General features: G+C 71.0%; 22 protein-coding genes. 10 read left to right on the top strand and 12 right to left on the bottom strand.

Annotated features, from left to right (window positions below):
* Positions 1-6 precede the first annotated feature (6 nt).
* The 4 genes from ACWD4J_RS35475 to ACWD4J_RS35460 all read right to left on the bottom strand — a co-directional run bounded on the left by ACWD4J_RS35475 (position 7) and on the right by ACWD4J_RS35460 (position 3,988).
* A complete protein-coding gene (locus ACWD4J_RS35475; RefSeq protein ID WP_451399620.1) occupies positions 7-999 on the bottom strand; it encodes an acyl-CoA dehydrogenase family protein in 993 nt (330 codons plus the stop codon).
* Positions 1,000-1,002: 3 nt separating this feature from the next.
* The gene (locus ACWD4J_RS35470; protein ID WP_451399619.1) at positions 1,003-1,821 is read right to left on the bottom strand and encodes an enoyl-CoA hydratase/isomerase family protein; all 819 of its coding nucleotides are present in this window, start codon (positions 1,819-1,821) and stop codon (positions 1,003-1,005) included.
* A gap of 159 nt (positions 1,822-1,980) precedes the next feature.
* A complete protein-coding gene (locus tag ACWD4J_RS35465; protein ID WP_451399618.1) occupies positions 1,981-2,805 on the bottom strand; it encodes a FadR/GntR family transcriptional regulator in 825 nt (274 codons plus the stop codon).
* Positions 2,806-2,821: 16 nt separating this feature from the next.
* Positions 2,822-3,988 (bottom strand): acyl-CoA dehydrogenase family protein, encoded by a 1,167-nt coding sequence (locus ACWD4J_RS35460; protein ID WP_451399617.1) that lies wholly within the window; start codon positions 3,986-3,988, stop codon positions 2,822-2,824.
* Between the two features lie 196 nt (positions 3,989-4,184).
* Between ACWD4J_RS35460 and mftR the strand changes: the two genes are divergently transcribed.
* Complete coding sequence (gene mftR / locus ACWD4J_RS35455) at positions 4,185-4,802, top strand: mycofactocin system transcriptional regulator (protein WP_451399616.1); 618 nt, start codon at positions 4,185-4,187, stop codon at positions 4,800-4,802.
* 24 nt (positions 4,803-4,826) lie between these two features.
* On the opposite strand, the gene mftF is transcribed toward mftR, so the two are convergent.
* The 6 genes from mftF to mftA all read right to left on the bottom strand — a co-directional run bounded on the left by mftF (position 4,827) and on the right by mftA (position 10,059).
* Complete coding sequence (gene mftF / locus ACWD4J_RS35450) at positions 4,827-6,296, bottom strand: mycofactocin biosynthesis glycosyltransferase MftF (protein ID WP_451399615.1); 1,470 nt, start codon at positions 6,294-6,296, stop codon at positions 4,827-4,829.
* Positions 6,293-7,102 (bottom strand): mycofactocin biosynthesis peptidyl-dipeptidase MftE, encoded by an 810-nt coding sequence (gene mftE / locus ACWD4J_RS35445; protein WP_451399614.1) that lies wholly within the window; start codon positions 7,100-7,102, stop codon positions 6,293-6,295. The genes mftF and mftE overlap by 4 nt, the downstream gene beginning before the upstream one ends.
* 3 nt (positions 7,103-7,105) lie before the next feature.
* Positions 7,106-8,290 carry a pre-mycofactocin synthase MftD gene (gene mftD / locus ACWD4J_RS35440; protein WP_451399613.1) on the bottom strand — a complete coding sequence of 395 codons (1,185 nt, stop codon included), beginning with the start codon at positions 8,288-8,290 and terminating at the stop codon, positions 7,106-7,108.
* Positions 8,291-8,392: 102 nt separating this feature from the next.
* Positions 8,393-9,643 carry a mycofactocin radical SAM maturase gene (gene mftC / locus ACWD4J_RS35435; protein ID WP_451399612.1) on the bottom strand — a complete coding sequence of 417 codons (1,251 nt, stop codon included), beginning with the start codon at positions 9,641-9,643 and terminating at the stop codon, positions 8,393-8,395.
* Complete coding sequence (mftB, locus tag ACWD4J_RS35430; RefSeq protein ID WP_451399611.1) at positions 9,640-9,921, bottom strand: mycofactocin biosynthesis chaperone MftB; 282 nt, start codon at positions 9,919-9,921, stop codon at positions 9,640-9,642. Before mftB ends, mftC begins: the two co-directional genes overlap by 4 nt.
* A gap of 9 nt (positions 9,922-9,930) precedes the next feature.
* Entirely contained in the window at positions 9,931-10,059 is a 129-nt protein-coding gene (gene mftA / locus ACWD4J_RS35425) for a mycofactocin precursor MftA (protein WP_451399610.1), read from the bottom strand.
* Between the two features lie 237 nt (positions 10,060-10,296).
* On the opposite strand from mftA, the gene mftG reads away from it, so the two are divergent.
* Positions 10,297-11,868 (top strand): mycofactocin dehydrogenase MftG, encoded by a 1,572-nt coding sequence (mftG, locus tag ACWD4J_RS35420; RefSeq protein WP_451399609.1) that lies wholly within the window; start codon positions 10,297-10,299, stop codon positions 11,866-11,868.
* 7 nt (positions 11,869-11,875) lie between these two features.
* Here the strand turns inward: mftG and ACWD4J_RS35415 are convergent, their stop codons facing one another.
* A complete protein-coding gene (locus tag ACWD4J_RS35415; RefSeq protein ID WP_451399608.1) occupies positions 11,876-12,934 on the bottom strand; it encodes an enoyl-CoA hydratase/isomerase family protein in 1,059 nt (352 codons plus the stop codon).
* Positions 12,935-13,029: 95 nt separating this feature from the next.
* Here ACWD4J_RS35415 and ACWD4J_RS35410 point away from each other — a divergent pair, with 95 nt between their 5' ends.
* The 6 genes from ACWD4J_RS35410 to ACWD4J_RS35385 all read left to right on the top strand — a co-directional run bounded on the left by ACWD4J_RS35410 (position 13,030) and on the right by ACWD4J_RS35385 (position 18,651).
* The gene (locus tag ACWD4J_RS35410) at positions 13,030-14,277 is read left to right on the top strand and encodes a CoA transferase (protein ID WP_451399607.1); all 1,248 of its coding nucleotides are present in this window, start codon (positions 13,030-13,032) and stop codon (positions 14,275-14,277) included.
* Complete coding sequence (locus ACWD4J_RS35405; RefSeq protein ID WP_451399606.1) at positions 14,274-15,686, top strand: amidohydrolase family protein; 1,413 nt, start codon at positions 14,274-14,276, stop codon at positions 15,684-15,686. Before ACWD4J_RS35410 ends, ACWD4J_RS35405 begins: the two co-directional genes overlap by 4 nt.
* A 148-nt stretch (positions 15,687-15,834) precedes the next feature.
* Positions 15,835-17,013 (top strand): amidohydrolase family protein, encoded by a 1,179-nt coding sequence (locus ACWD4J_RS35400; RefSeq protein WP_451399605.1) that lies wholly within the window; start codon positions 15,835-15,837, stop codon positions 17,011-17,013.
* Complete coding sequence (locus tag ACWD4J_RS35395) at positions 17,010-17,162, top strand: hypothetical protein (protein ID WP_451399604.1); 153 nt, start codon at positions 17,010-17,012, stop codon at positions 17,160-17,162. Before ACWD4J_RS35400 ends, ACWD4J_RS35395 begins: the two co-directional genes overlap by 4 nt.
* A complete protein-coding gene (locus tag ACWD4J_RS35390; RefSeq protein ID WP_451399603.1) occupies positions 17,159-18,466 on the top strand; it encodes a cytochrome P450 in 1,308 nt (435 codons plus the stop codon). Before ACWD4J_RS35395 ends, ACWD4J_RS35390 begins: the two co-directional genes overlap by 4 nt.
* Positions 18,463-18,651 carry a ferredoxin gene (locus ACWD4J_RS35385; RefSeq protein ID WP_451399602.1) on the top strand — a complete coding sequence of 63 codons (189 nt, stop codon included), beginning with the start codon at positions 18,463-18,465 and terminating at the stop codon, positions 18,649-18,651. The genes ACWD4J_RS35390 and ACWD4J_RS35385 overlap by 4 nt, the downstream gene beginning before the upstream one ends.
* Before the next feature lie 55 nt (positions 18,652-18,706).
* On the opposite strand, the gene ACWD4J_RS35380 is transcribed toward ACWD4J_RS35385, so the two are convergent.
* Positions 18,707-19,387 (bottom strand): TetR/AcrR family transcriptional regulator, encoded by a 681-nt coding sequence (locus ACWD4J_RS35380; protein ID WP_451399601.1) that lies wholly within the window; start codon positions 19,385-19,387, stop codon positions 18,707-18,709.
* A gap of 219 nt (positions 19,388-19,606) precedes the next feature.
* Here ACWD4J_RS35380 and ACWD4J_RS35375 point away from each other — a divergent pair, with 219 nt between their 5' ends.
* On the top strand, positions 19,607-20,605 hold the full coding sequence (locus ACWD4J_RS35375) for an acyl-CoA dehydrogenase family protein (RefSeq protein ID WP_451399600.1): 999 nt from the start codon (positions 19,607-19,609) through the stop codon (positions 20,603-20,605).
* Positions 20,589-21,764 carry an acyl-CoA dehydrogenase family protein gene (locus ACWD4J_RS35370; protein WP_451399599.1) on the top strand — a complete coding sequence of 392 codons (1,176 nt, stop codon included), beginning with the start codon at positions 20,589-20,591 and terminating at the stop codon, positions 21,762-21,764. Before ACWD4J_RS35375 ends, ACWD4J_RS35370 begins: the two co-directional genes overlap by 17 nt.
* Positions 21,765-21,838 lie beyond the last annotated feature (74 nt).

The following is a 21,838-nucleotide window of genomic DNA, read 5'->3' as shown; positions in this document are numbered from 1 at the left end:
GGGCGGTCATGCCTGCTCCGGTACGGCGAGCGCGAGCGCGGGCAGCAGGTCCGCGGAACGGGTCAGCACGGTGGCCCCCAGCCGGACCCGGCGCAGATACAGATGGGCGCTGTGCTCCCAGGTCTGCGCGATGCCGCCGAACACCTGCATCCCGGTGCAGACCGCCTCGACGGCCGATTCGTTCGCCTCGGCCTTCGCCACCCGGGCGGCGGTGAGAGCGGCCGCGGGGGAGGCGTGGTCGAGGCACCAGGCCGCGTACCGCACGGCGCTCGTGCAGGCCTCCACCGCGACCGTGGCGTCGGCGAGCAGATGCTGCACGGCCTGGAAGGAGCCGATGGGCCGCCCGTACTGGGTGCGTTCGCGGGCGTAGTCGGTGCTCTGCGCGACGAACGAGCGGGCAGCGCCGACGAGTTCACTGGTGACCATCACCAGCGCCCATGCCTGCCAGTACAACCGCTGCTCGGCGTCGAGCCGCCCGAGGACGGCGGGAGTGGCGCCGGAGCGCAGGGCGCGGACGGAGCGCAGCGGATCGGTGGTCGGGGCGGCAGCGCCGAGGCCCACCCGGCGCACCGTCCCGTCGCCGGCGACCCACAGCGCTCCGTCGGCGCCCTGGCAGTCCCAGCCCACCAGATCCGGACCATCCGTGGTATCACGGCCTGGGAACCGCAGGTCGCGTGTGAGCGCGACGGTGGGCACACCCTCGTACGCCACGGGGCCGCCGTCGGTCGCCAACAGCCGCAGCAGCTCAGGGGCGAGCAGCACGGTCCCGAGGAAGGAGGTGGCCAGCGGATACCGGCCGTGTTCCTCGGCGAGCAGCGCGCACTCCTGCGCGGTGGCCGACGGCGGTGTGGACGCCCGCAGTTCGGCCAGGCCGAGCCCGTCCAGCGCCAGCTGCGCCGCCGCCCGGTCGGCGGGCTTCACCTCTGCCGAAGCACACCGGTACCGCCCGGTGAAGGCCCGCAGCGCCTCGCGTACCAGCTGGAACTCCTCCGCCTCCACGCTCTACGCCTCCTGGGTCCGGGACGCGTGCTGGGTCCCGGACGCGCGGCTCCTGCCGCCGGACGCCAGCCTGCTGACGATGTCCAGGTATTCGGGGCTCGCCATCGTGGACTGCTCGGCCATCAGCGCCGCCTCCATGCCGCCGCGGGAGACCTGCTCCACGACCACCGCGAGCGCCGCCTTGGTGGCACGCAGCGCCTGGGCGGGCTGGGCGGCCAGCCGGTGCGCCAGCGCCAGCGCCTCGCGCTCCAGCTCGGCGGCGGGGACCACACGGTTGGCGAGGCCCAGCTCCATGGCCTTCGCGGCCGGTATGCGGTCGCCGGTGAACAAGTACTCCTTGGCGCGCAGCAGGCTGGTGAGCAGTGGCCACAGCGTGACGCCGCCGTCGCCCGCCACGAGGCCGACCGACACATGCGGATCGGCGAGATAGGCGTCGTCCGCCATCAGGACGAGATCGCAGCCGAGCGCGAGGCTGCAGCCGAGGCCGACCGCCGGTCCGTTCACGGCCGCGACGACCGGGAGCGGGAAGCGGATCATCTCCGTCTGGATCGCCCGGTCCAGCCGGATGGAGCGGTCCCGCAGCGCGGGGTCGCTGTGGTGGCGCAGCAGATGGCCGAAGTCCCCGCCGGCGCTGAAGGCGCGGCCGGCGCCGGTCAGCACCACGGCGCGGGCCGCGTCGTCGGCGGCGAGCTCGCGCCACACCTCGGCCAGGCGGCGGTGGAGCTCTTCGGACACGCCGTTCAGCTGGTCTGGTCGGTTGAGCGTGACGATGCGGACGTCGCCGTCCGCGGTCACGGTCAGGACGGAGTTCTCCTCGCCCATGGGACCCCATCTCCGGAAATCGTGTGGCGGCTCTGCGGCCAACGCAACCTCAGCTCACGCTAAAGGCCAGCCAGAATGGGTGTCAACGCCCTTACGCGTTTTCGTAAACGTGATTCTCGCATAGGTGGGGTGACCCTCACGCAGGGTTCCCGGGCAAGGTCAGCCGGCGTCGGATACGGCCGTCTCGTCCCCCGTGCCCGCGAGATCGAGGCTCTCCCGTGAGTCGACCCGCGCCGCGGCCCGCGCGAAGCCGCAGACGTGGCGCTCCATGCGCCGCCGCGCCGCGGCCGGGTCGCCGTCCCGGATCGCCTTGGCGATCCCCGCGTGGGTGCGCGCGGTGACGTCGCGGATCTCCGCGTCCATGAACTGCTCGATGTCGGTCGCAGCGTAGATCGACTGCGACAGAGCGCCCATGAACCCCATGAGCAGCTCGTTCCCCGAGGCCCTGGCGACGGCCGTGTGCCAGCGCACGTTGGCGCGCAGGAACCGCGGAATGTCCTCGCCCGCCTCGACGAGTTCCGTGTGCGCCGCGTCGAGTTCCGCGAGGTCGTGGTCCGTGCGTCGGCCGGCGGCCAGCGCGGCGCACGCGGGTTCCATGGCCTCGCGGGTCTCGTGCAGGGCGTCCAGCCGGATCTGCTGACCGCGCACCACCAACTGCACGGTGTTCGCGAGAGATTGGTGGTCGGGACGGTGTACGAAGGCCCCACCACCCCGTCCCGGCCTGATCCGCAGCAGCCTCTCCACATCCAGGATGCGCAGGGCCTCCCGGACGGTGGCGCGGCTCAGCCCCGTCTGTTCCACCAACTGCCGCTCGGGCGGCAACGCCATCCCCTCGGGGAACTCGCCGGACAGGATCCGCTCGCGTATCTCGGCCGCCAGCACATCGGACGCCTTCGGCACGCTCAGTGCATCGAAGCGTGGCGTGGTGCGGTTCGGTGTGACACGTCCTGCGGGTGCTGCGGAGGGCGGCTCGGCGCTGTGCACGGTTGATCCTTTCGGGTCAGTAGCTCCTCGGCATACCCAGTGTGTGCGACCCAAGGTAGTTGAGGACCATCTCCTGGCTGATCGGTGCGATCTTGAGCAGCCGGGCCTCCCGGAAGTACCGGGCGACGGCGTACTCCTCGGCGTAACCCATGCCGCCGTGGGTCTGCAGCGCCCGGTCGGCGGCGGTGAAACCGGCGTCCGCGCACAGGTACTTGGCGGTGTTCGCCTCGCGCCCGCACTGCTGCCCGTTGTCGTAGAGCCAGGTGGCCTTCCGCAGTACCAGTTCGGCGGCGTCCAGCCGGGCCAGCGAGTCCGCGAGCGGGAACTGGATGCCCTGGTTCATGCCGATCGGACGGCCGAACACCTCGCGCTCGCTTCCGTACCTGACCGCCCGGTCGAGCGCGACCCGGCCGAGCCCGAGCGCCTCGGCGGCGATCAGCATCCGCTCGGGGTTGAGGCCGTCGAGGAGATAGCGGAAGCCCTCGCCCTCCTCGCCGACCCGGTCCTCGACGGGCACCCTCAGTCCGTCGATGAACAGCTCGTTCGAAGTGACCGCGTTCCGGCCCATCTTGGGGATCGGACGGATGTCGACGCGGCTGCGGTCGAGGTCGGTCAGGAACAGCGTCATGCCGTCCGTCTTCCGAGCCACTTCGTCGATCCGGGACGTGCGCGTGAGCAGCAGGATCTTCTCCGACTCCATGGCCTTCGAGATCCACACCTTGCGTCCGTCGACGACGTAGTGGTCGCCCTCGCGGCGCGCGAACGTGGTGATGCGCGACGTGTCCAGACCTGCGCCCGGCTCGGTCACGCCGAAGCAGACGTGCAGGTCCCCGGCGGCTATCCGGGGCAGCGTACGGCGCTTCAGCTCCTCCGAGCCGTGCACCACCACGGGGTGCATGCCGAAGATGGACAGATGGATCGAGCTCGCGGCGTTCATTCCGCCGCCCGAGCGTGCCACCTCTTCGAGCAGCAGGGTCGCCTCGGTGATGCCGAGGCCATGCCCCCCGTACTCCTCGGGGATGGTCAGCCCCAGCCAGCCGCCGCCCGCGACGGCGGCGTAGAACTCGGCCGGGAACTCATGGTCCCGGTCCTTCTGCATCCAGTAGTGGTCATCGAATTCGCGGACGAGTCCGGCGACGGCCTTGCGGATCGTTTCCTGGTCTTCGGTGAGTCGAAAGTCCACGGTACGCAGCCTCCGGGGCCTGGGGGTACCTCCCAGGCCCTCAAGGCACTGGGGGAGTGCGCGAAACATATCGAAGGTCAGACCAAAGTTGTAGAGGGCAGGCGCACGGGCGTGGGACACTCCCGTCGCCGTGCGGGCGTATGTTGTTGGGGCCGCGCCGGGCCGCGGATCCGTCACCCTGGGGAAAGGAGACCGTGTGGAGTCGTCTTCGAGCAGCTTGATCGCCGGAGCGCCGGCCAGGAGCGGGCGTCCGCGTGCCACCTCGCGGGCCGATCTGGAGCGGGTGGGCTTCGAGCTGTTCGGCCGCCAGGGTTTCGACGAGACCACCGTCGACGACATCGCCGGTGCGGCCGGCATCGGCCGACGCACCTTCTTCCGCTACTTCTCGTCGAAGAACGACCTGGTGTGGGGCGACTTCGAGCAGCAACTGGCCAGGCTGCGGGAGCTGTTGAACGCGGCAGACCCGAGCACTCCGGTCATGGACGCGCTGCGGGAGGCCGTCGTCGAGTTCAACCGGTACGACGCCACCGATGTGCCGTGGCACCGGCAGCGCATGGAACTCATCCTGACCGTGCCCACTCTCCAGGCCGACGCCACCCTGCGGTACGCCTCTTGGCGCGCGATCATCACCGAGTTCGTGGCGAGGCGCATGGGCCTGTCGCCTGCCGACGTGCTGCCCCGGCTCTTCGGACACGCTCTGCTCGCTGCGGCGATCGCCGCGTACGAACACTGGCTGGCCGTGGAGGACGCCCAGTTGGGCGACCTCCTCGACGTGGCCATTCGGCAGGTCACCGACGGTCTGGGCACGGTGTAGCCGGACTCCCCGGCTCCTGCCGGGTCACGGTTGTGTCCCCGGTGGTGCTTTTGTCGCGAGCCGCGGCGGGGTCCCTGCTGCCAGGACGATGCGGGGCCGGAGGGCGGCCGTGGAGCGGCCTTTGAGGGCGGAGAGCCAGACGCCGGTGCCGTAGGCGAGGTCGTCGAGGCGGCGGGCGATGCCGTAGCGGACGGGGTCCAGCCGGGTTGTGCCGCCGCGGTATTCGAGGGTGATGTCGGTGACGGCCGCCAGGGCCGTGGCACGGCGCATACGGCGGGAGGCCAGGCAGCCGACGGCGGCGAGCGGCCACCAGTGGCGGGTGAGCAGCGCCGAACCCTGGGCGAGGGCGGAGACCGCTCCGTCGGCGCTGAGCCGTGCCGCGAGGCGGACCGGATGCTCGGTGCCCTCCAGCTTGCGGGCGATGCGGGCGGTGGCGACGGCCCAGATGGTTCCGGCGACGGGGAGCGACCAGCGGCGCTGGGCGAACAGGGCGAGGACGAGTGCGGTGTTCCACGGGGCGAGCACGGCGGGGGCGATGTTCTCGGGGTGGCGCCGGGCGAGGGGGTGGGCGCCGGTGCCGTAGACGGCCTTGCGTGTGAACCAGTCGCCGAGGCGGACCCGGTGCTCGTGGGCGGCCTCGACGGACGGTTCGTAGCGGATGCGCCGGCCCTTCTCGACCAGGCGCCAGCACAGGTCGACGTCTTCGCCCACCCGCATCCGCCCGTCGAAGCCGCCGGCGCCGGTGAGGACGTCGGTCCGGGCGACCACGCAGGCGCTGGGGACCCAGGAGACGGGTGTGCCGGGGCGTACGGCGGCCGGGTGTGCCCCCAGGTCCAGGGAGGACCGGGTGCTTTCGTAGCGGCCGAGCCAGCCGGAGGACTCTGAGGTGGTCAGGCCGGTGATCCTGGGCACGGCCATGGCGACCTGGGGGTCGGCGAAGTGCCGCAGCAGGGTCGGCACCGTGTCGGGTGGCAGCACGATGTCGGAGTCGCAGAAGACCACGTAGGGAGTGGTGACCAGATGCAGTCCGGCGTTGCGGGCGCCGGCCGGCCCGAGGTTGACGCTGAGCGGGACCAGCTTCGCCCCGTGCTGTGCGGCGACGGCGGTGATCGGGTCGGGGCGGCGTGAGGCGTCGTCCACGACGATGACCGGGCTGTCCGCGGGGATGCTGTCCAGGAGGCGGGCGAGTTCGCGGGGGCGGTCGCGGACCGGGATGACGTAGGTGCAGCCGGCGCCGTCCCCGCTACCGCCTGGTGCAGCGTGCGGCGGCAGGGCGTGCACGGCTGGGTGGGCAAGTCCGTTTTCCAGCAGCCGGTCGGCGAAAATTGCGCTTGCGGCATCCCGCACACGTACCGTGCGCCCGGCCAGCAGCGGTCTCGCCCGGGGGCTCAGTTTGAGCAGACGGGTCGGCTGGCCGCCGAGGAGGGCCCGGCCGTGGTCGATGACACGGGTGTGCCGGTCCAGGGTGACCACGAAGCCTTGGGGGAGTGTCATGGGTGCACGGCTTTCGGGCGTGGAGTGGGGGATACGCAGGTGCGGGTGGATGGCGGCGCGGGGGGAGGGGTCGCGTCGATCAGACGGCCGCGGGAGTCCGTCCGTCCTGCGGTGATGCGGCGTACGGCGGTGGACACCATCGACTCGAGCGAGGCGCGGCCCTCCTCGGCGGTGGCGCCGGTCGGGTCGCCGAGGACTCCGGAGGGCGACACCGCGCGTACGCCACGGGTCATCAGCTCAGGCATGAGGGCGGCGAGAGGGCGGGTGTCGCCGGGCACCGCTTCGGGAAGACGGACATCGCCGGGTGCCAGGTGCAGCATCACGGAGGTCTCCGCACGGCCGGCGTGGGCGTCGCCGCCGGGGATCTCGCAGCCGAGCCAGGACACGTCGTGGCCCTCGTCACGGAGTCGGCCGACGGCCGCGTCGAGCGTGGGTACGTTGCCGCCGTGGCCGTTGACGAACACGATGCGGCCGGCCCACAGCGACAGTGACCGTACGGTCTCCACCAGGACGATGCGCAGCGCGTCGTGTCCGATGGAGACCGTCCCGGGGAAGCCGGCATGCTCCCCGCTCGCACCGTAGGCGATGGCCGGCGCCAGCAGCACACGGCGATCCGGTCGATCCGCAGCGAGCTGATCGACCGTCAACTGGGCTGCGGCGGAAGCGATGACGCTGTCCGTGTTCAACGGCAAATGCGGCCCGTGCTGCTCGGTCGAGCCGACGGGCACCAGCACCAGCGCACCGTCCGGGACGGCCGGCCACACCGAGCGCGCCAGCTCCAGCCCCCGAGTCGGCGGTGACGACATGCGCTAGGCCACCGGGCCGGCGGTGCGGGTGAAGCCGTCGGGGATGACCAGGTCGTCCGGCGACAGCTCGTGGACCGAGGAGTGCCCGAGGCCCAGTACGGCGGAGTCGAGCCCACCGCGCAGGATGTCCAGGACGTTCTCCACGCCGGCCTGCCCGCCCGCGGCCAGGCCCCACAGATAGGCGCGCCCGATCAGGACCGCCCGCGCGCCCAGCGCCAGGGCCTTCGCGACGTCCCCGCCGCGCCGGATACCGCCGTCGAGCAGGACCTCGATCTCGTCACCGACCGCCTCGACGATCGAGGGAAGCAGCCGGATCGTGGCGGGCGTGGTGTCCAGGTTGTTGCCGCCGTGGTTGGACACCGAGATGCCGGACACACCGGCGTCGACGGCCCGCTTGGCGTCGTCGACCCGCGAGACGCCCTTGAGCAGGAACGGGCGATCGCCCCACTCCTCACGCAGCCACTTGACGTCCTCCCAGGTGGGCGGCGCGGTCTGCATCCACTCGCCGTAGGCGCCGAAGAACGTGGGCGCCTCGCCGCCCGGCGGCTGGAGGTTGGGGACGCTCAGGTCCGGTATCCGTCCCGACCTGGCGAACGCCAACAGCCAGCGGGGGTGCGGCAGGACGTCGGGTGCGAACCTGACCATCGTCCTGAAGTCGATCTTCTCCGGGATCGGCGGGCTGCCCCAGTCCCGGCCGTGGGAGAAGGACCAGTCCAGCGTGGCGATCAGTGCCTTGGCCCCTGCGGCCCGGGCGCGTTCCATGCGCTGCACCATGGAGTCGCGGGTGCCGGTCCAGTACATCTGGTAGAAGGTGTTCGGATTGGCCTCGGTGACCTCTTCCACCGGCTTGCTGGCGAAGGAACTCAGGCCCATGATGACGCCCCGGTTCGCCGCCGCGCGGGCCACGGCCACCTCGCCGTCCGGATGGACGGCCTGCACGCCGGTCGGCGAGATCACCACCGGGATCGCGGACTCCACCCCGAGCACCGTCGTGGACAGATCCCGCTGGGCGTGATGGCCCACCACGCGTGGGGCGAAGCCGAGTTCGGCGAAGGCGCCGAGGTTGTCGTCGATCGTACGGCCCCGTTCCGAGCCGGCCACCAGGGAGCCGTACACGGTGCTCGGCAGATACTTCTTGGCGCGGCGCTGAGCCTCCGCGACGGTCTCGAACCAGGGATTCCTGACCATGTGCGGCTCTCTCTGTGAGGTGTGTGCTGCGGGCTGCTTGCTGTCTGGTGCTTGCGAGTCGGGGAGCGTGTCGCGCGACGCATGCGCACATCGGGCGCCGTGCTACGTGAAGCTCACCCCGGCCAACGGGTCTTCGGCGCAGGCGCTGACCGGTGGCCGGTCGAGGTCCGGGCGGCGCGTCAGCACCAGGTCCACAGGGCCGGGCCGCCGCGCGGGGGCGGTGCGGTGCGAGTGGTCGCCGGACGGCTTCGGAAGGTGACCGTGATCCTGGGGGCGCTGGGCCAGCAGCTGCTCGCCGTAGCCCTGGACGCATTCGGGGTCGGGGCCGTCCAGCGGCAGCCCGGTGAAGAACTTCGCCGCCATGCAGCCGCCCTTGCAGGTGTCGTAGAACGCGCAGGACGCGCACGCGCCACCGGACTGCGGCTCGCGCAGGCTCCGGAACAGCTCCGATTCCCGCCACACCTGGGCGAAGCCGCCCGGCCGGCGGACGTTCCCGGCCAGGAACTCGTCATGGATCGCGAAGGGGCACGCGTACACGTCGCCGACCGGGTCGATCAGGCACACCACACGCCCGGCACCGCACAGGTTCAGGCCCGGGAGCGCCTTGCCGTACGCGGACAGATGGAAGAAGGAGTCGCCCGTGAGCACCTGCTCGCCGTGCGCCACCAGCCAGTCGTACAGCTCCCGCTGCTGCTCCGGCAGCGGGTGGAGCTCGTCCCACACATCCGCGCCGCGCCCGGAGGGACGCAGCCGCGTCAGCCGCAGCTGCGCGCCATAGCGGTCGGCGATGGCCTTGAACTCGTCCATCTGCGGGATGTTGTGGCGGGTGCAGACGACGGAGAGCTTGAAGTTCTTCATCCCGGCGTCGGCCAGGTTGCGCATCGCGCGCAGCGCCGTGTCGTACGAACCGGGTCCGCGCACCGCGTCGTTGACCTCGGCGGTCGCGCCGTCGAGGGAGATCTGCACGTCCACGTAGTCGTTGGCGGCCAGCCGGGCCGCGACGTCGGGGGTGATGCGCACGCCGTTGGTGGAGAACTTCACGCCCACGTGGTGGGCGGTGGCGTAGTCGAGCAGTTCCCAGAAGTCGGGGCGGACGGTGGGCTCGCCGCCGCCGATGTTGACGTAGAAGACCTGCATGGCCTCCAGCTCGTCGATGACGGCCTTGGCCTCGGCGGTGGTGAGTTCGCGCGGGTCGCGCCGGCCCGAGCTGGACAGGCAGTGCGTGCAGGACAGATTGCAGGCGTAGGTGAGTTCCCACGTCAGGCAGATCGGGGCGTCGAGGCCGTACTCGAAGAGGTCGACCAGGCGTGAGGCACCCGGCGCGCGGCCTGAGATTTCCGGAGTTGAGGTCATGGGCTCGGGGTCCTTTCGACGACCATCGACGACTGCGCGAGCACGGCCAGGGCCTGTCCGTACCGGGGCAGATCCCCGTCGTCGACGCCGGCGGACGAGCAGGCCGCCCGCGCGGTGGGCGCCGTCGCGAGTGCCTGGACGACCGCGAGCAGCGTGCGGTCCTTGAGGAAGGAGAGCTTGCGCGTACCGAAGTGGTACAGCAGCGCACCGAAGGGTTCAGGCCGTACCGAGACCTGCGGGTGCAGGTCCCAGGCACGGTCCAGATTCAGCGTGGCCATGGAAGCGGCCTAGTAGACGCCGCACATGCCGTCGATCGAGACTTCCTCGATCAGGGCGTCGGCCTCGATGAGCGCATCGGGCGATGTGATGTCGTCGGTGGGGTTCTGCGCTGTCTCTGCGGAGTTGACCTCGTTCACGCGATTTCTCCTTGTGACTGCGGGCGAACACGGTGCAGGCCAACGGTGGAAAGTGCTGTGAGATCTCGAACATCGCTGACTGCACCCTGCAAACACCGCGAGAGTATTGGCATGGAGTGTCAAAAGAAAGAGGTCCGTCGTCATCGATTTCACAGGAATGATCGGAGGTTCGCCGTGCGAGAGTCCGTGCATGGACCAGTTCCACCACCCCGTCCGCAACCCCGCGGTACGTCTCCGGTGAGCCGCCGACCCGATGTCGTGGTGGTCGGCGCCGGTGCCGCCGGTGCGGTGCTCGCGGCGCGCCTGACGGAGGATCCCGACCGGAGCGTGCTGCTGCTGGAAGCGGGACCGATTCCCCACGGCAGTGCAGGATTTGACCCCGCACTGCTGGACGCGAGGGCCGTTCCGGGCGCGCAGCCGAACCATCCCGCCACGACCGCGTACCCCGTCCGTCTCGCGCCGGAGCGGCCCTGGACGGTCCCCCGCGGATGCGTGCTCGGCGGCTCGACCACCGTCAACGGCGGCTACTTCGTGCGCGCCAGGCGCGAGGACTTCGACCGCTGGGCCGCCGCGGGCAATCCCGCCTGGGCCTACGACAGAGTCCTGCCCTTCTTGCGCGCCTTGGAGAACGACCTCGACTTCGGCCCGAGCGAACTGCACGGCAGCCAGGGCCCGATGCGCATCCGGCGCAGCCGCCTGGAGCATCCGGCCGCCGCGGCTTTCCGCGACGCCGCCCACGTACTCGGCTTTCCCGCCGACCCTGACAAGAACGATCAGGTGTCACCCGGCTTCGGCCCTGTGCCGTCCAACTCCGTCGACGGCGTGCGCCGCAACACCGGGCTCAGCTATCTCCCGCCCGATGTTCTCGACCGGCCCAACCTCAGCGTCCTCGGCGACTGCAGGGCCCGCCGGGTCGTCGTCGAGTACGGCCGGGCCGTCGGCGTCGTCGTCGAACGCGACGGCAGGCGCTCCACCGTCGACGCGGGCACCGTCGTACTGAGCACCGGCGCCTTCGCCACGCCCCACCTGCTGCAGCTCTCCGGAATCGGACCACGCGCCGACCTCGAGCGACTCGGCATACCCGTCCTCCAGGACGCCCCAGCCGTCGGAGCCCGCTTCAGCGACCATCCGCAAGTCGTCCTGGACTGGACGCCACAGGAGGACCTGGGCGAACCGGCCGACTCCTGGCTCGGCGGCTGTCTGCACCTCACCTCCACGGTGCGCACGCCCGAGAGCCCCGGCGCAGAGACGGGCGATCTGGAGATCCTCCAGTCCCTGGTCCCCATGGCCGGGCTCGTAGGCGGTGCCGTGAGTGTTCCCGGCGCCCCGCTGTCATTCCTCGTATCCGCCCAGACACCCCGGCGGACCGGCCGCCTGCGCCTCCAGTCCGCCGATCCCGCCACACCACCGAGCATCGACTACGGCTACCTCAGCACCCCCGACGATCACCGCCTGCTGCGGAAGGCTGTTCGTGTCACCGCAGCCTTGCTCGACACCCCACCCTTCGCGGGTATTTCCTTTGGTCTCCTCGACCCGGGCCCGGAGATTCTCGGCGCCGACCGGGCTCTCGACCGCTGGATCGGCGACCACCTCGGCACCGCCCAGCACACCTGCGGCACGGTCCCTATGGGGCCCGCCGACGATCCCGAGCACGCCGCAGTCGACCAGTTCGGGCGGGTCCACGGCGTGCGGGGACTACGCGTCGCCGATACCTCCATCCTCCCGGACACGCCCCACCGCGGACCCGCGGCCACCGCTGTTCTCATCGGCGAGCTGATCGCCGACGCGATCCGCCGCGACCTTCCCTGAACGACCGTCACACGTGAAGCGTGTCGACAAGTCCCCAGCCGAGAGCGGTCGGAGCAGCCAGGCTGACGCCGGTGATCCCGAGGTACAGGGTCCGCCAGCGGCCGATGCGGCGCGGGATACTGACCGTGCCGCCGGCGCCGGGGATCAGGCCCATGGCGACTTCGGGGAGCCGGAAGGTGGTGCCCGGGGCGGCGAGGACGGTCCCGGCGAAGGCGGGCAGCTCGATGCCGGAACCCACACAGGTGCCGTGCACCCGCACCTGTATCCGGTCGCGCAGGTCATGGATCAGCCGGCCGGCGCCGGCGCGGGTCCGCACGAGGTGAGCAGTGACCGGGTCGGGGGCGGTGCCGAACTCGTCGAGGTCGCCGCCCGAGCAGAACGCCGGTCCGGCGCCGGTGAGCACCACGCGGAAGACGGTGTCGTCGAGTACGGCGAGGTGCAGGGCCTCGACCAGTGCGTCCCTCATCCGCCGGTCGTAGGCGTTGCGCCGCGCCGGGTGGTTGAGGGTCACCTCCAGGACATTCCCGTGCCGGGCGACCAGCACGGGGTCCGCCACACGGGGCGGCTGCGGACGTGGGCCGCGCGCCGCGAGCCATCGCTGGAACTCCGCTCCGCCGAGCAGGGTGGAGTACGCCAGCGATTCCGCGTCCAGGGCTTCGCGCACCGCAATCGTCTCCGTCGAGCGCAGGAGCCCGGCCAGCACGAGCGCTGCCTGGGGGTTCGCCGCCACCGCGTCCGAGAGCCCGGCCAGTGCGGCTGCCGGATCCGGCACGGGGACGAACGGGCGGCCGCTCGACTCCGACCCCTGATCGACCAGGGTCAAGTCGAGTGCCGCCGCGAGAGTTTCCGCCTGGGGCGCCGCCCCAGTGGCCCGTGCGACGCCCACGAGCAGCCGGTCGCACGCCTGGGCGCGGCGGATCGCAGCGTCGAGCACCGAGGGGGCAGCGGGCTCGTCGACGTCGACGGCCATCAGCGGTACGACCGGCCGGGCTGCCGTGTCGAGCAGCGGGGTGTGCGCCGCACCGGCCGCCAGCTGCGTCGGGCTGATCACGGGCACGGAAGTCATGGACGAGCACGCTCCTTCAAGGTCACGGCCGGCGACCGCGAGTGTATCGTCGGCCTCGTGCTCACTGTCATGTCAGGTTCCGGCTGGTCAGCGGCATGACCCTCACCAGGGACCCGGTGGCCGACTGGGCGTCCAGCGGCGTCGTCGCGCTCACCGGGCGCGCCGGCGGACCGCCGCTCGTACCGCCCGGTCGCGCGGCGTCCCGGGCCCGCGAGCTGTCCGACCGAATCCTCGCGCTGACCGCCGGCACGGCCGCGCCGGTCCGGTTGGACGGCGCGCAACTGCTCACCGAGCGGGCCGCGTTCACCGGCCACTCCCGGCGCGGCCGGACCTCCGCGGGCGGCGCCTGCCGGTTGCTGCCCACCGCCGACGGCTGGGCGGCGGTGTCGTGCGCGCGCGCCGACGACCCCGTGCTGCTCGGCGCCCTGATCGGCACCGAGCTGTCCGGTGACCCCTGGCCTGCCGTCGCGACCTGGCTGAGCACGCACAGCGGCGCCGAACTGGCGGAGCGGGCCACGCTCCTCGGTCTCGCGGCCGGTCCGGTCACCCCGTGTACCGCTGCTCGTCCGGCTCCACCACCGGTGCCGTCTGCGCATCGGCCCGTGGACGGCCTGCTCGTGGTCGACTTCAGTGCCCTGTGGGCCGGGCCGCTCTGCGCCCACCTCCTCGGCCTGGCCGGAGCCCGTGTGGTCAAGGTGGAGACACCGACGCGTCCGGACGGAGCCCGCCGCGGCCATCCCGGCTTCTACCGGCTGCTGCACGCCGGTCATGAGTCCGTCGTCCTCGATCCCGGCACCCCGTCAGGCCGGCGTGCGCTCGCCGCGCTCGTCTCCGCTGCCGACATCGTCATCGAAGCGTCTCGCCCCCGTGCACTGGCCCGTTTCGGCCTCGACGCGCACGCCACGGTGGCCGCCGGTGCCACCTGGGTCTCCATCACCGCCGCCGGGCGCGCGAGCGAGCGGGTCGGGTTCGGCGACGATGTCGCAGCGGGCGCCGGCCTGGTCGCCCGTGAATCCGACGGCACCCCGTTGTTCTGCGGCGACGCCATAGCCGACCCGCTGACCGGCCTGACCGCCGCAGCCCTGGCGTTGACCGCCCCCGTCGACGGCACCGGCATCCTGCACGATGTCGCGATGGCCGACGTCGTCGCCGCCACGCTGGACGACGAACCGCCCGAGCCGGCCACCGCGGCTCTCCCTGACGGCGCGGGCTGGGCGGTCGAGACCGCCCACGGATGGGTCCCCGTCGCGGAACCCCGTCGTCGCCAACCCGTGGGGGACGCGCCCCGCATGGGTGAGCACACCACCGAGGTGCTGCGAGGTCTCGGGATCCCGGCGCCATGACCCACGTCCTCAGCATCGACAACCTGCTGCTGCGCGACGCCGAGCTCGACGACGGCCGCCGCGCGGACGTCCGTATCGCCGCCGGACGGATCGCGGAGATCGCCCCGTCCCTGCCACGACGCCCAGGGGAGGAGATCGTCGACTGCCGGGGTGGTGCGCTGCTGCCCGGACTTGCCGACCACCATCTGCACCTGCACGCCCTCGCCGCCCGACAGCGCTCGGCCCGGTGCGGACCACCCGCGGTACGCGACCCGGCCGGCCTCGGCGCCGCGCTGGGCGCGGCGAGCCCCGACGAACACGGCTGGATCCGCGGCACCGGCTACCACGAGTCCGTCGCCGGCGACCTCGACGCGGCCGCCCTGGACCGCATCCACCCCCACCGGCCCGTACGCGTCCAGCACCGCAGTGGCGCGCTGTGGATGCTCAACACGAGGGCCGCGGCCGCGATCGCCCTCGCGGGCGGCGACCATCCCGGCATCGAACGGAACGCGGACGGTACGCCGACCGGCCGGCTGTGGCGTGCCGACGACTGGCTGCGCACCCGGCTCCCGCGCGCCCGCCCGCCCGGACTCGCCGACATCGGCCGCGAACTCGCCCGGCTCGGTATCACCAGGGTCACCGACGCCACCCCCGACCTCGCCCCGGACGCCCTCGGGGCCATCACCGCCGACATGGACAGCGGGGCGCTGCCCCAGCGGGTTCACCTGCTGGGAGTGCCGCTCGGTGCACGACTTGACGACTCGCCACCGCGCCGCCCCACGATCGGCCCCTACAAGATCGTTCTCGCCGACTCCGGTCTGCCCGCCTTCGACGACCTCATCGAACGCATCCGGGCGGCGCATGATGCCGGTCGCGGCGTGGCCGTGCACGCCGTGACCCGCGAGGCCCTCGTACTGCTGCTGGTGGCCTTGCGGGAGGCTGGTACCAGGCCCGGTGACCGCATCGAACACGCTGCCCTCGTGCCACGCGAGCTGATCGACGACATCGCCGCGCTCGGGCTGCGTGTCGTGACCCAACCCGGCTTCCTGGCCGACCGGGGCGACGCCTATGTCCGAGACGTGCGCGCCGACGACCGCGCAGACCTGTACCGCTGCCGGTCGCTCACCGACGCCGGCATTCCGTTGGGCCTGTCTTCCGACGCTCCCTACGGGCCGTTGGACCCGTGGGCCGTCATCGCAGCCGCCGTGCTGCGCACGAACCCGCTCGGCAGTGTCGTCGCGCCCGAGGAGACGCTCACGGCGGCCGCCGCACTCGACGCCTACCTCGGTCCCCTCACCGACCCCGGCGGACCACCCCGGCGCGTCGAGCAGGGAGCCGCAGCCGACCTCGTCCTGCTGCACACCGGGCGCGCCGCGGCACTGGCCGACCCCACCGCTGAGCTTGTCCGGATCACCTTCGTAGGAGCCTGACCGCTCGAGAAACCAGGGCTGCGGATGCCCGAAGCCGAGGACGTGCCGCTGGTGGTAGCGGCGGGGTCCGAAGTTCCTGCCGCGCCGAGACATTGCGATATCGCGCATGTGGAGAATAACCTTCTCGCATCGAGCAAAGGAGGATCTCATGTCGTCGCGCGTGCTGCCGTATCCGCTGTTCGACGCGGACAATCACCTGTACGAGACCGAGGAGTCGCTGACCAAGTACCTGCCCAAGGAGTACCGAGACGCGATCCAGTACGTGCAGGTGAACGGTCGTACCAAGATCGCGGTCCGGGGCCAGATCAGCGACTACATCCCGAACCCCACCTTCGAGGTGGTCGCCCGCCCCGGCGCGATGGAGGACTACTTCCGCAACGGCAACCCCGAGGGCAAGAGCCGCAGGGAGATCTTCGGTGAGCCGATGCGGTCCATTCCCGCCTTCCGTGAACCGGCGCCGCGCCTGGAGCTCATGGACGAACTGGGCATCAACAGGACACTGATGTTCCCCACGCTGGCCAGCCTCGTCGAAGAGCGCATGCGCGACGATCCGGAGCTGATCCACGTGGTCGTCCACGCGCTCAACCAGTGGCTGCACGAGACCTGGTCGTTCAACTACAAGGAGCGCATCTTCACCGTCCCGGTGATCAGCCTCCCCATCGTCGAGAAGGCCATCGAGGAACTCGACTGGTGCGTAGAGCGCGGTGCGCGGGCGATCCTGGTCCGGCCGGCTCCCGTTCCCGGGTTCCGCGGCCCGCGGTCCTTCGCGATGCCGGAGTTCGACCCGTTCTGGAAGCGCGTCGTCGAGCACGACGTCCTGGTCACGATGCACTCCTCCGACAGCGGCTATGCCCGGTACACCAGCGAGTGGGAAGGCAGCAGCCGGGAGATGCTGCCGTTCAGGACCAACACCTTCCGGATGGTGGCCGAGTGGCGGCCGGTCCAGGACGCCGTGGCGTCGTGGGTGTGCCACGGTGCGCTGTTCCGGTTCCCCGAGCTGAAGATCGCGGTCATCGAGAACGGCTCCAGCTGGGTGGCGCCGTTGCTGCAGACCCTGTCCGACGTCTACAAGAAGGCGCCGGACGGCTTCGCGGGCGACCCGGTGGCGGCCCTCAAGCGCAACATCCACGTCAGCCCGTTCTGGGAGGAGGACCTGGGTGAGCTGGCCGACCTCATCGGCATCGACCGGGTGCTGTTCGGTTCGGACTACCCGCACCCCGAGGGCCTGGCCGAGCCGGCCAGCTACCTCGAAGCGATCAAGCACATGAGCGAGGAGCACCAAGCCAAGATCATGGGTGGCAACCTGGCCAGGCTGCTGTCCGTATGACGTGGGAGGCCGTCCTCGAGACGGTCCTGAGCGCGCGTGACCGCCTCGGAGACGCCGGAGCGGTCCTCGACGGCGCCCTGCGGTTCAAGGGGGAAGGGCGTCGCCGAGCCGCAGCCGTGACCATGCCGAAGGGAACGTACGAACAGTGAAGGACTACGAGTCGGTCGACTTCTTCCGGGACGAGGGGCCCATCGAGGACCCCTACCCGTACTTCGACTCCCTGCGGGCACAGTGCCCCGTGCACCGGGAGAACCACCACGACGTGGTGATGGTGACGGGATACGAGGAGGCCGTGCAGATCTACAACGACACCGCCACGTTCTCCGCGTGCAACTCGGTCACCGGCCCCTTCCCAGGCTTCCCCGTCCCGCTCGAGGGCGACGACGTGAGCGAGCTGATCGAGCAGCACCGCGACGAGCTCCCGATGAGCGACCAGCTGCCCACCCTCGACCCGCCGGTCCACACCGACCATCGCGCGCTGCTGATGCGCCTGATCACGCCGAAGCGGCTCAAGGAGAACGAGGCCGCCATGTGGCACCTCGCCGACGGCCTCCTCGACGACTTCCTCACCGGCGGGGAAGGCGAGTTCATCCACGGATTCGCGGGACCCTTCACCATGCTCGTCATCGCCGACCTTCTCGGCGTACCGGAAGAGGACCGGGCGGCGCTCGCCGAGGAGCTGCGGCACGGACCGGCCGCCGGCGCGGCCATGGGCAGCACCAGCGAGGGCACAATGGCGCACTCACCTCTTGAGCACCTGTACGCCCGCGTCGCGCGCTACATCGAGGACCGCCGCCGGGCGCCGCGCGAAGACGTCCTCTCGGGCCTCGCCGCCGCGACGTTCCCCGACGGCCGGCTGCCCGAGGTATCCGACGTGGTACGCGTCGCCGCCAACCTCTTCGCGGCAGGCCAGGAGACGACCGTCCGCCTGCTCGGCACGGCCATCAAGCTGATCGCCGAAAATCCCGACCTGCAGCGGAAGCTGCGCGCCGAGCGTGACCGCATCCCCGCCTTCGTGGAGGAGGCGCTGCGCATCGAGAGCCCCGTCAAGGGGGACTTCCGGTTGTCCAAGGTCCCGACGACCGTGGGCGGCGTCGACATTCCTGCCGGTACGACGGTGATGGTGCTGAACGGGGCCGCCAACAGGGACCCGCGCCAGTTCGAATGCCCCGCGGAATTCGACATCGGGCGTTCGAACGTCCGCCGCCACCTCGCCTTCGGCCGTGGCGTCCACACCTGCCCGGGAGCGCCCCTGGCTCGTGCGGAGGCACGGGTGGCCATCGAGCGGCTCCTCGACCGCACCGGCGACATCCGTCTCTCGGAGGCGAAGCACGGCCCCGAGGACGCCCGCCGCTACCGCTATGTCCCGACCTTCATGCTGCGCGGACTGACCCGTCTCTTCCTGGAGTTCACGCCGGCCGACGCCCCTGCTGATCAGGGAGCCGCCCGATGAAGGTCACCGTCGACGACGAACGCTGCCGCGGTCACGGGGTGTGCTGCGTGGCCTGCCCCGAGGTCTTCGTGCTGACCGACGACGGCTACACCGTGGTGGAGACACCCGAGGTGCCCGCAGAGTTCGAGGAGGCGGTGCGCTCCGCCGCCGAGTCCTGCCCCGAGCATGCCATCACCACGAGCTGAGGATTCCGCCTCTCCCGTGCCACCGCGGGCCCCACCGGTGAAAGGGCATGCCCTTTCACCGGTGGGCGAATCCGCTGGAGCAGAAGGCCCAGATCTCGTCGGCAGTGATGGGGTGACCGCTCCCGTCGTCGGAGGCGCCGCCGCTGGACTGGGCGTTGAACATGACGGTCTGCATGGTCATGGCGGCCAGGCGGTTGGGCCTGGCGCCAGGGTGCAGCCGGCCGGCGGCTTCGGCCTCGGTCATCAGCTCGGTGAGCAGGGCGAGAAGCGGCGCGTGGGCGATCTTCACCTCGGCGGGGTGGGAGACCAGCAGCTTCGGGGCGAAATCGGTGAACAGCGGGCGCTGTGCGGTCGGGTCGGGGCGCGAGAGCTCGAACAGCAGCTGGACGGCGACCTTGAGGCGGTCCAGGGGATCCGACTCACCGGAAGCGGCGGCGCGGATCTGGTCGGCGGTCCGGTTCATGGCGTCCTCGAACAGGGCGAGCAGCAGCTCATGCTTGCCGTCGAAGTGCTGGTAGAAGCTGCGCAGTGACTGGCGCGACCGCTCGATGACCTCCTGCACCGTGAAGTCCGTGGTGCCCTTCTCCGCCATGATCGCCTGCGCCGCACCGAGGAACCGCTCCACCCTCTGCTCGGCCCGGCGTTTCGCGGCCTGAGTGGAACGCTCGATCGCACGCTGCTTCCAGGCCGGCTCTTCGCTCGGTGTGCTCACGGGCTGACTCGTCTTCTGCGCCATGGGGAGAACATTACTGCAGTGTAAGTGGAAGCCTTTTCCTGATCGGACGTCTTCAGAGGAACAGAGGAGACCGTTACTTTCGGTCAGTGAGAATGCTATTCTCCGCTGTATCCACCGGAACTCTGGCAAGGAGGCCGTTCGTGGCGTGGGACTTCCAGATCTACCGCGAGTTCGGGCAGTTGAAGCCATGGGGCGGCGGCTTCGTCACCGGAGGCCGGGATGCTCTTTGAGTTCGATCCCGACCAGCGGCTGTGGCAGGACACGGTCCGGGACGCGGTCACCAAGGAGTGTCCGCCCGCTCTGGTCCGGTCCGTGGTGGACGGAGGGGCGGACCCCGGGGTTCTCTGGCGCACCTACAACGACCTCGGCTGGACGGAGCTCACCGATCCCGCCGATGCGGTCGAACTCGGCATAGTCCTGGAGGAGTTGGGGAGGGCTGTCGATCCGACGCCCTATCTGGCGACGATGACGCAGTTCGCCCCGCTTGTTCCGGCGGGTATCCGGGCAGGGCAGTCCGGGGCCGCCGTGTTCGCAGGGGTGGACGCCCGCCGGGACCAGGGCGGCTGGGTGCTCGAGGGCACCGCGCGGCATGTGCTGGACGGCGACCGGGCTGACCGGCTGGCCGTGGTGACCGGCGATGCCGTCTTCGTGGTGCCCGCCGAGGAGGCGACGGCCGTCCGCACCCCCGTCTTCGACCCGCTGTTGCACGTCGCCGAGGTCACCTTCGCAGGCGTACGGGTCACCGACGACGCACGCGCCACAGCCGACCCGGAGCGCGCCCGCCACATCGCCCTCGCCGGCCTGGCCCTGACGATGGTCGGCGCCTGCCGCCGGATCCTCGACCTCACCCTCGAGCATGTACGCACCCGTCGCCAGTTCGACGCCCTCATCGGCTCCTTCCAGGCCGTCCAGCACAAGGCGGTCGACATGCACGTGGCGATCGAGCGGGCCCGTGCACTCGCCTACTTCGCGATGATGACGATCGCCGCCGACGACCCGCGCCGCCGTCTGGCCGCCTCCATGGCGAAAGCCGCGGCGGGGGAGTGCCAGGCACTGGTGTTCCGCCACGGCGTGCAGCTGTTCGGCGCGATGGGAACCACCTGGGAGAACGACCTTCAGTTCGCGCTCAAGCGTGCCAAGGCGGGCGAGCTGCTGCTCGGCGGCGCCGCCGAGCACCGGGCGCTGATCGCCGAGGAGAGTCATGCGGCTGACCTTTGACGACGACGTCGAGGCCTTCCGGGCCGAGTTCGCGGCGTTCCTGGAAGCCAACCTCCCCGCGGAGGCCGAGGCCACCGAACGGTCCCGGTCCACCGGGCACCTCCCCGAGTGGGCGAGGCGCTGGCAGCGGCTCCAGTTCGACTCGGGCTGGCTGCTCCCCGGCAACCCCCCGGAGTTCGGCGGGCGCAACGCCACCGTCGTCCAGCAGTTCGTACATCTGCAGGAGCTGTCCCGGCGCCGTATCTTCCACAGCTTCAACCCCCAGGGCGTCGGGATCATCGCAGCCTCGCTGCTGTCCTTCGGCACCGAGGAGCAGAAGCGCCGCTGGGCCGTGCCCATCCTGCGCGCGGAGATGACCGCCGCACTCGGTATGAGCGAACCCGGCGCCGGGTCGGACCTCGCGTCGCTGCGTACGCGTGCCGTCCTGGACGGTGACCATTTCATCGTCAACGGGCAGAAGGTGTGGACGTCCGGCGCCCACGACGCCGACGTGCTGCTCACGTTCGTGCGTACCGACCCCGAGGCTCCCAAGCACAAGGGGATCAGTGTGTTGCTGATCCCCACGTCCACGCCCGGGGTGACCCGCCGCCCGTTCGCCGCGTACACCGGTCCCGATGACAAGGACTTCAACGAGGTCTTCTTCGAGGACGTCCGCGTCCCCGCCGAGAACCTCGTCGGCCTGCTCAATCAGGGCTGGCGGGTGGCGAACGGCTCGCTCGGGCACGAGCGCACCCTGATGTGGCTGGGCGAGGCCGAGCGGATGGACGACCTCCTTCGCGACTTCCACCCTTCCACGCCCATCGACAAGGACTGGTACGCCACCTTGGTCATGGACCGGCAGGCGCTGAGCCTGCTGGGTTCCGCCGCCCTGGCCCGCGCCGCCCGCGGTGAAACCGACGTCCCGGCCCTGTCCGTACTGAAGGTGCTCGGCTCGGAGGCCTCGCAGAAGGCCCTGGAGCGGGCGCTGGAGGCGGCCGGGCCCGAGGGACTGGCCCATCCGGCGAACACCGCGCCTTACTACCACATGACCTACGACGACAACTTCGCCAGCTGGTTCCACCGCTACGCCCGGAGCTTCGGCGGCACGATCGCCGGCGGTACGTCCGAGATCCAGCGCACCATCATCGCCGAGCGAGTACTCGGTCTGCCGCGACGCTGAGGAGCCGCCGTGAACATCGTGTACGAGGTGAAGGACCGGATCGCGACGATCACCCTGAACCGGCCCGAGGTCGC

The organism is Streptomyces sp. NPDC002577 (assembly GCF_053594815.1).
Note: the sequence above shows the minus strand (reverse complement) of the source record. Positions and strands in the feature narration are given on the sequence as shown.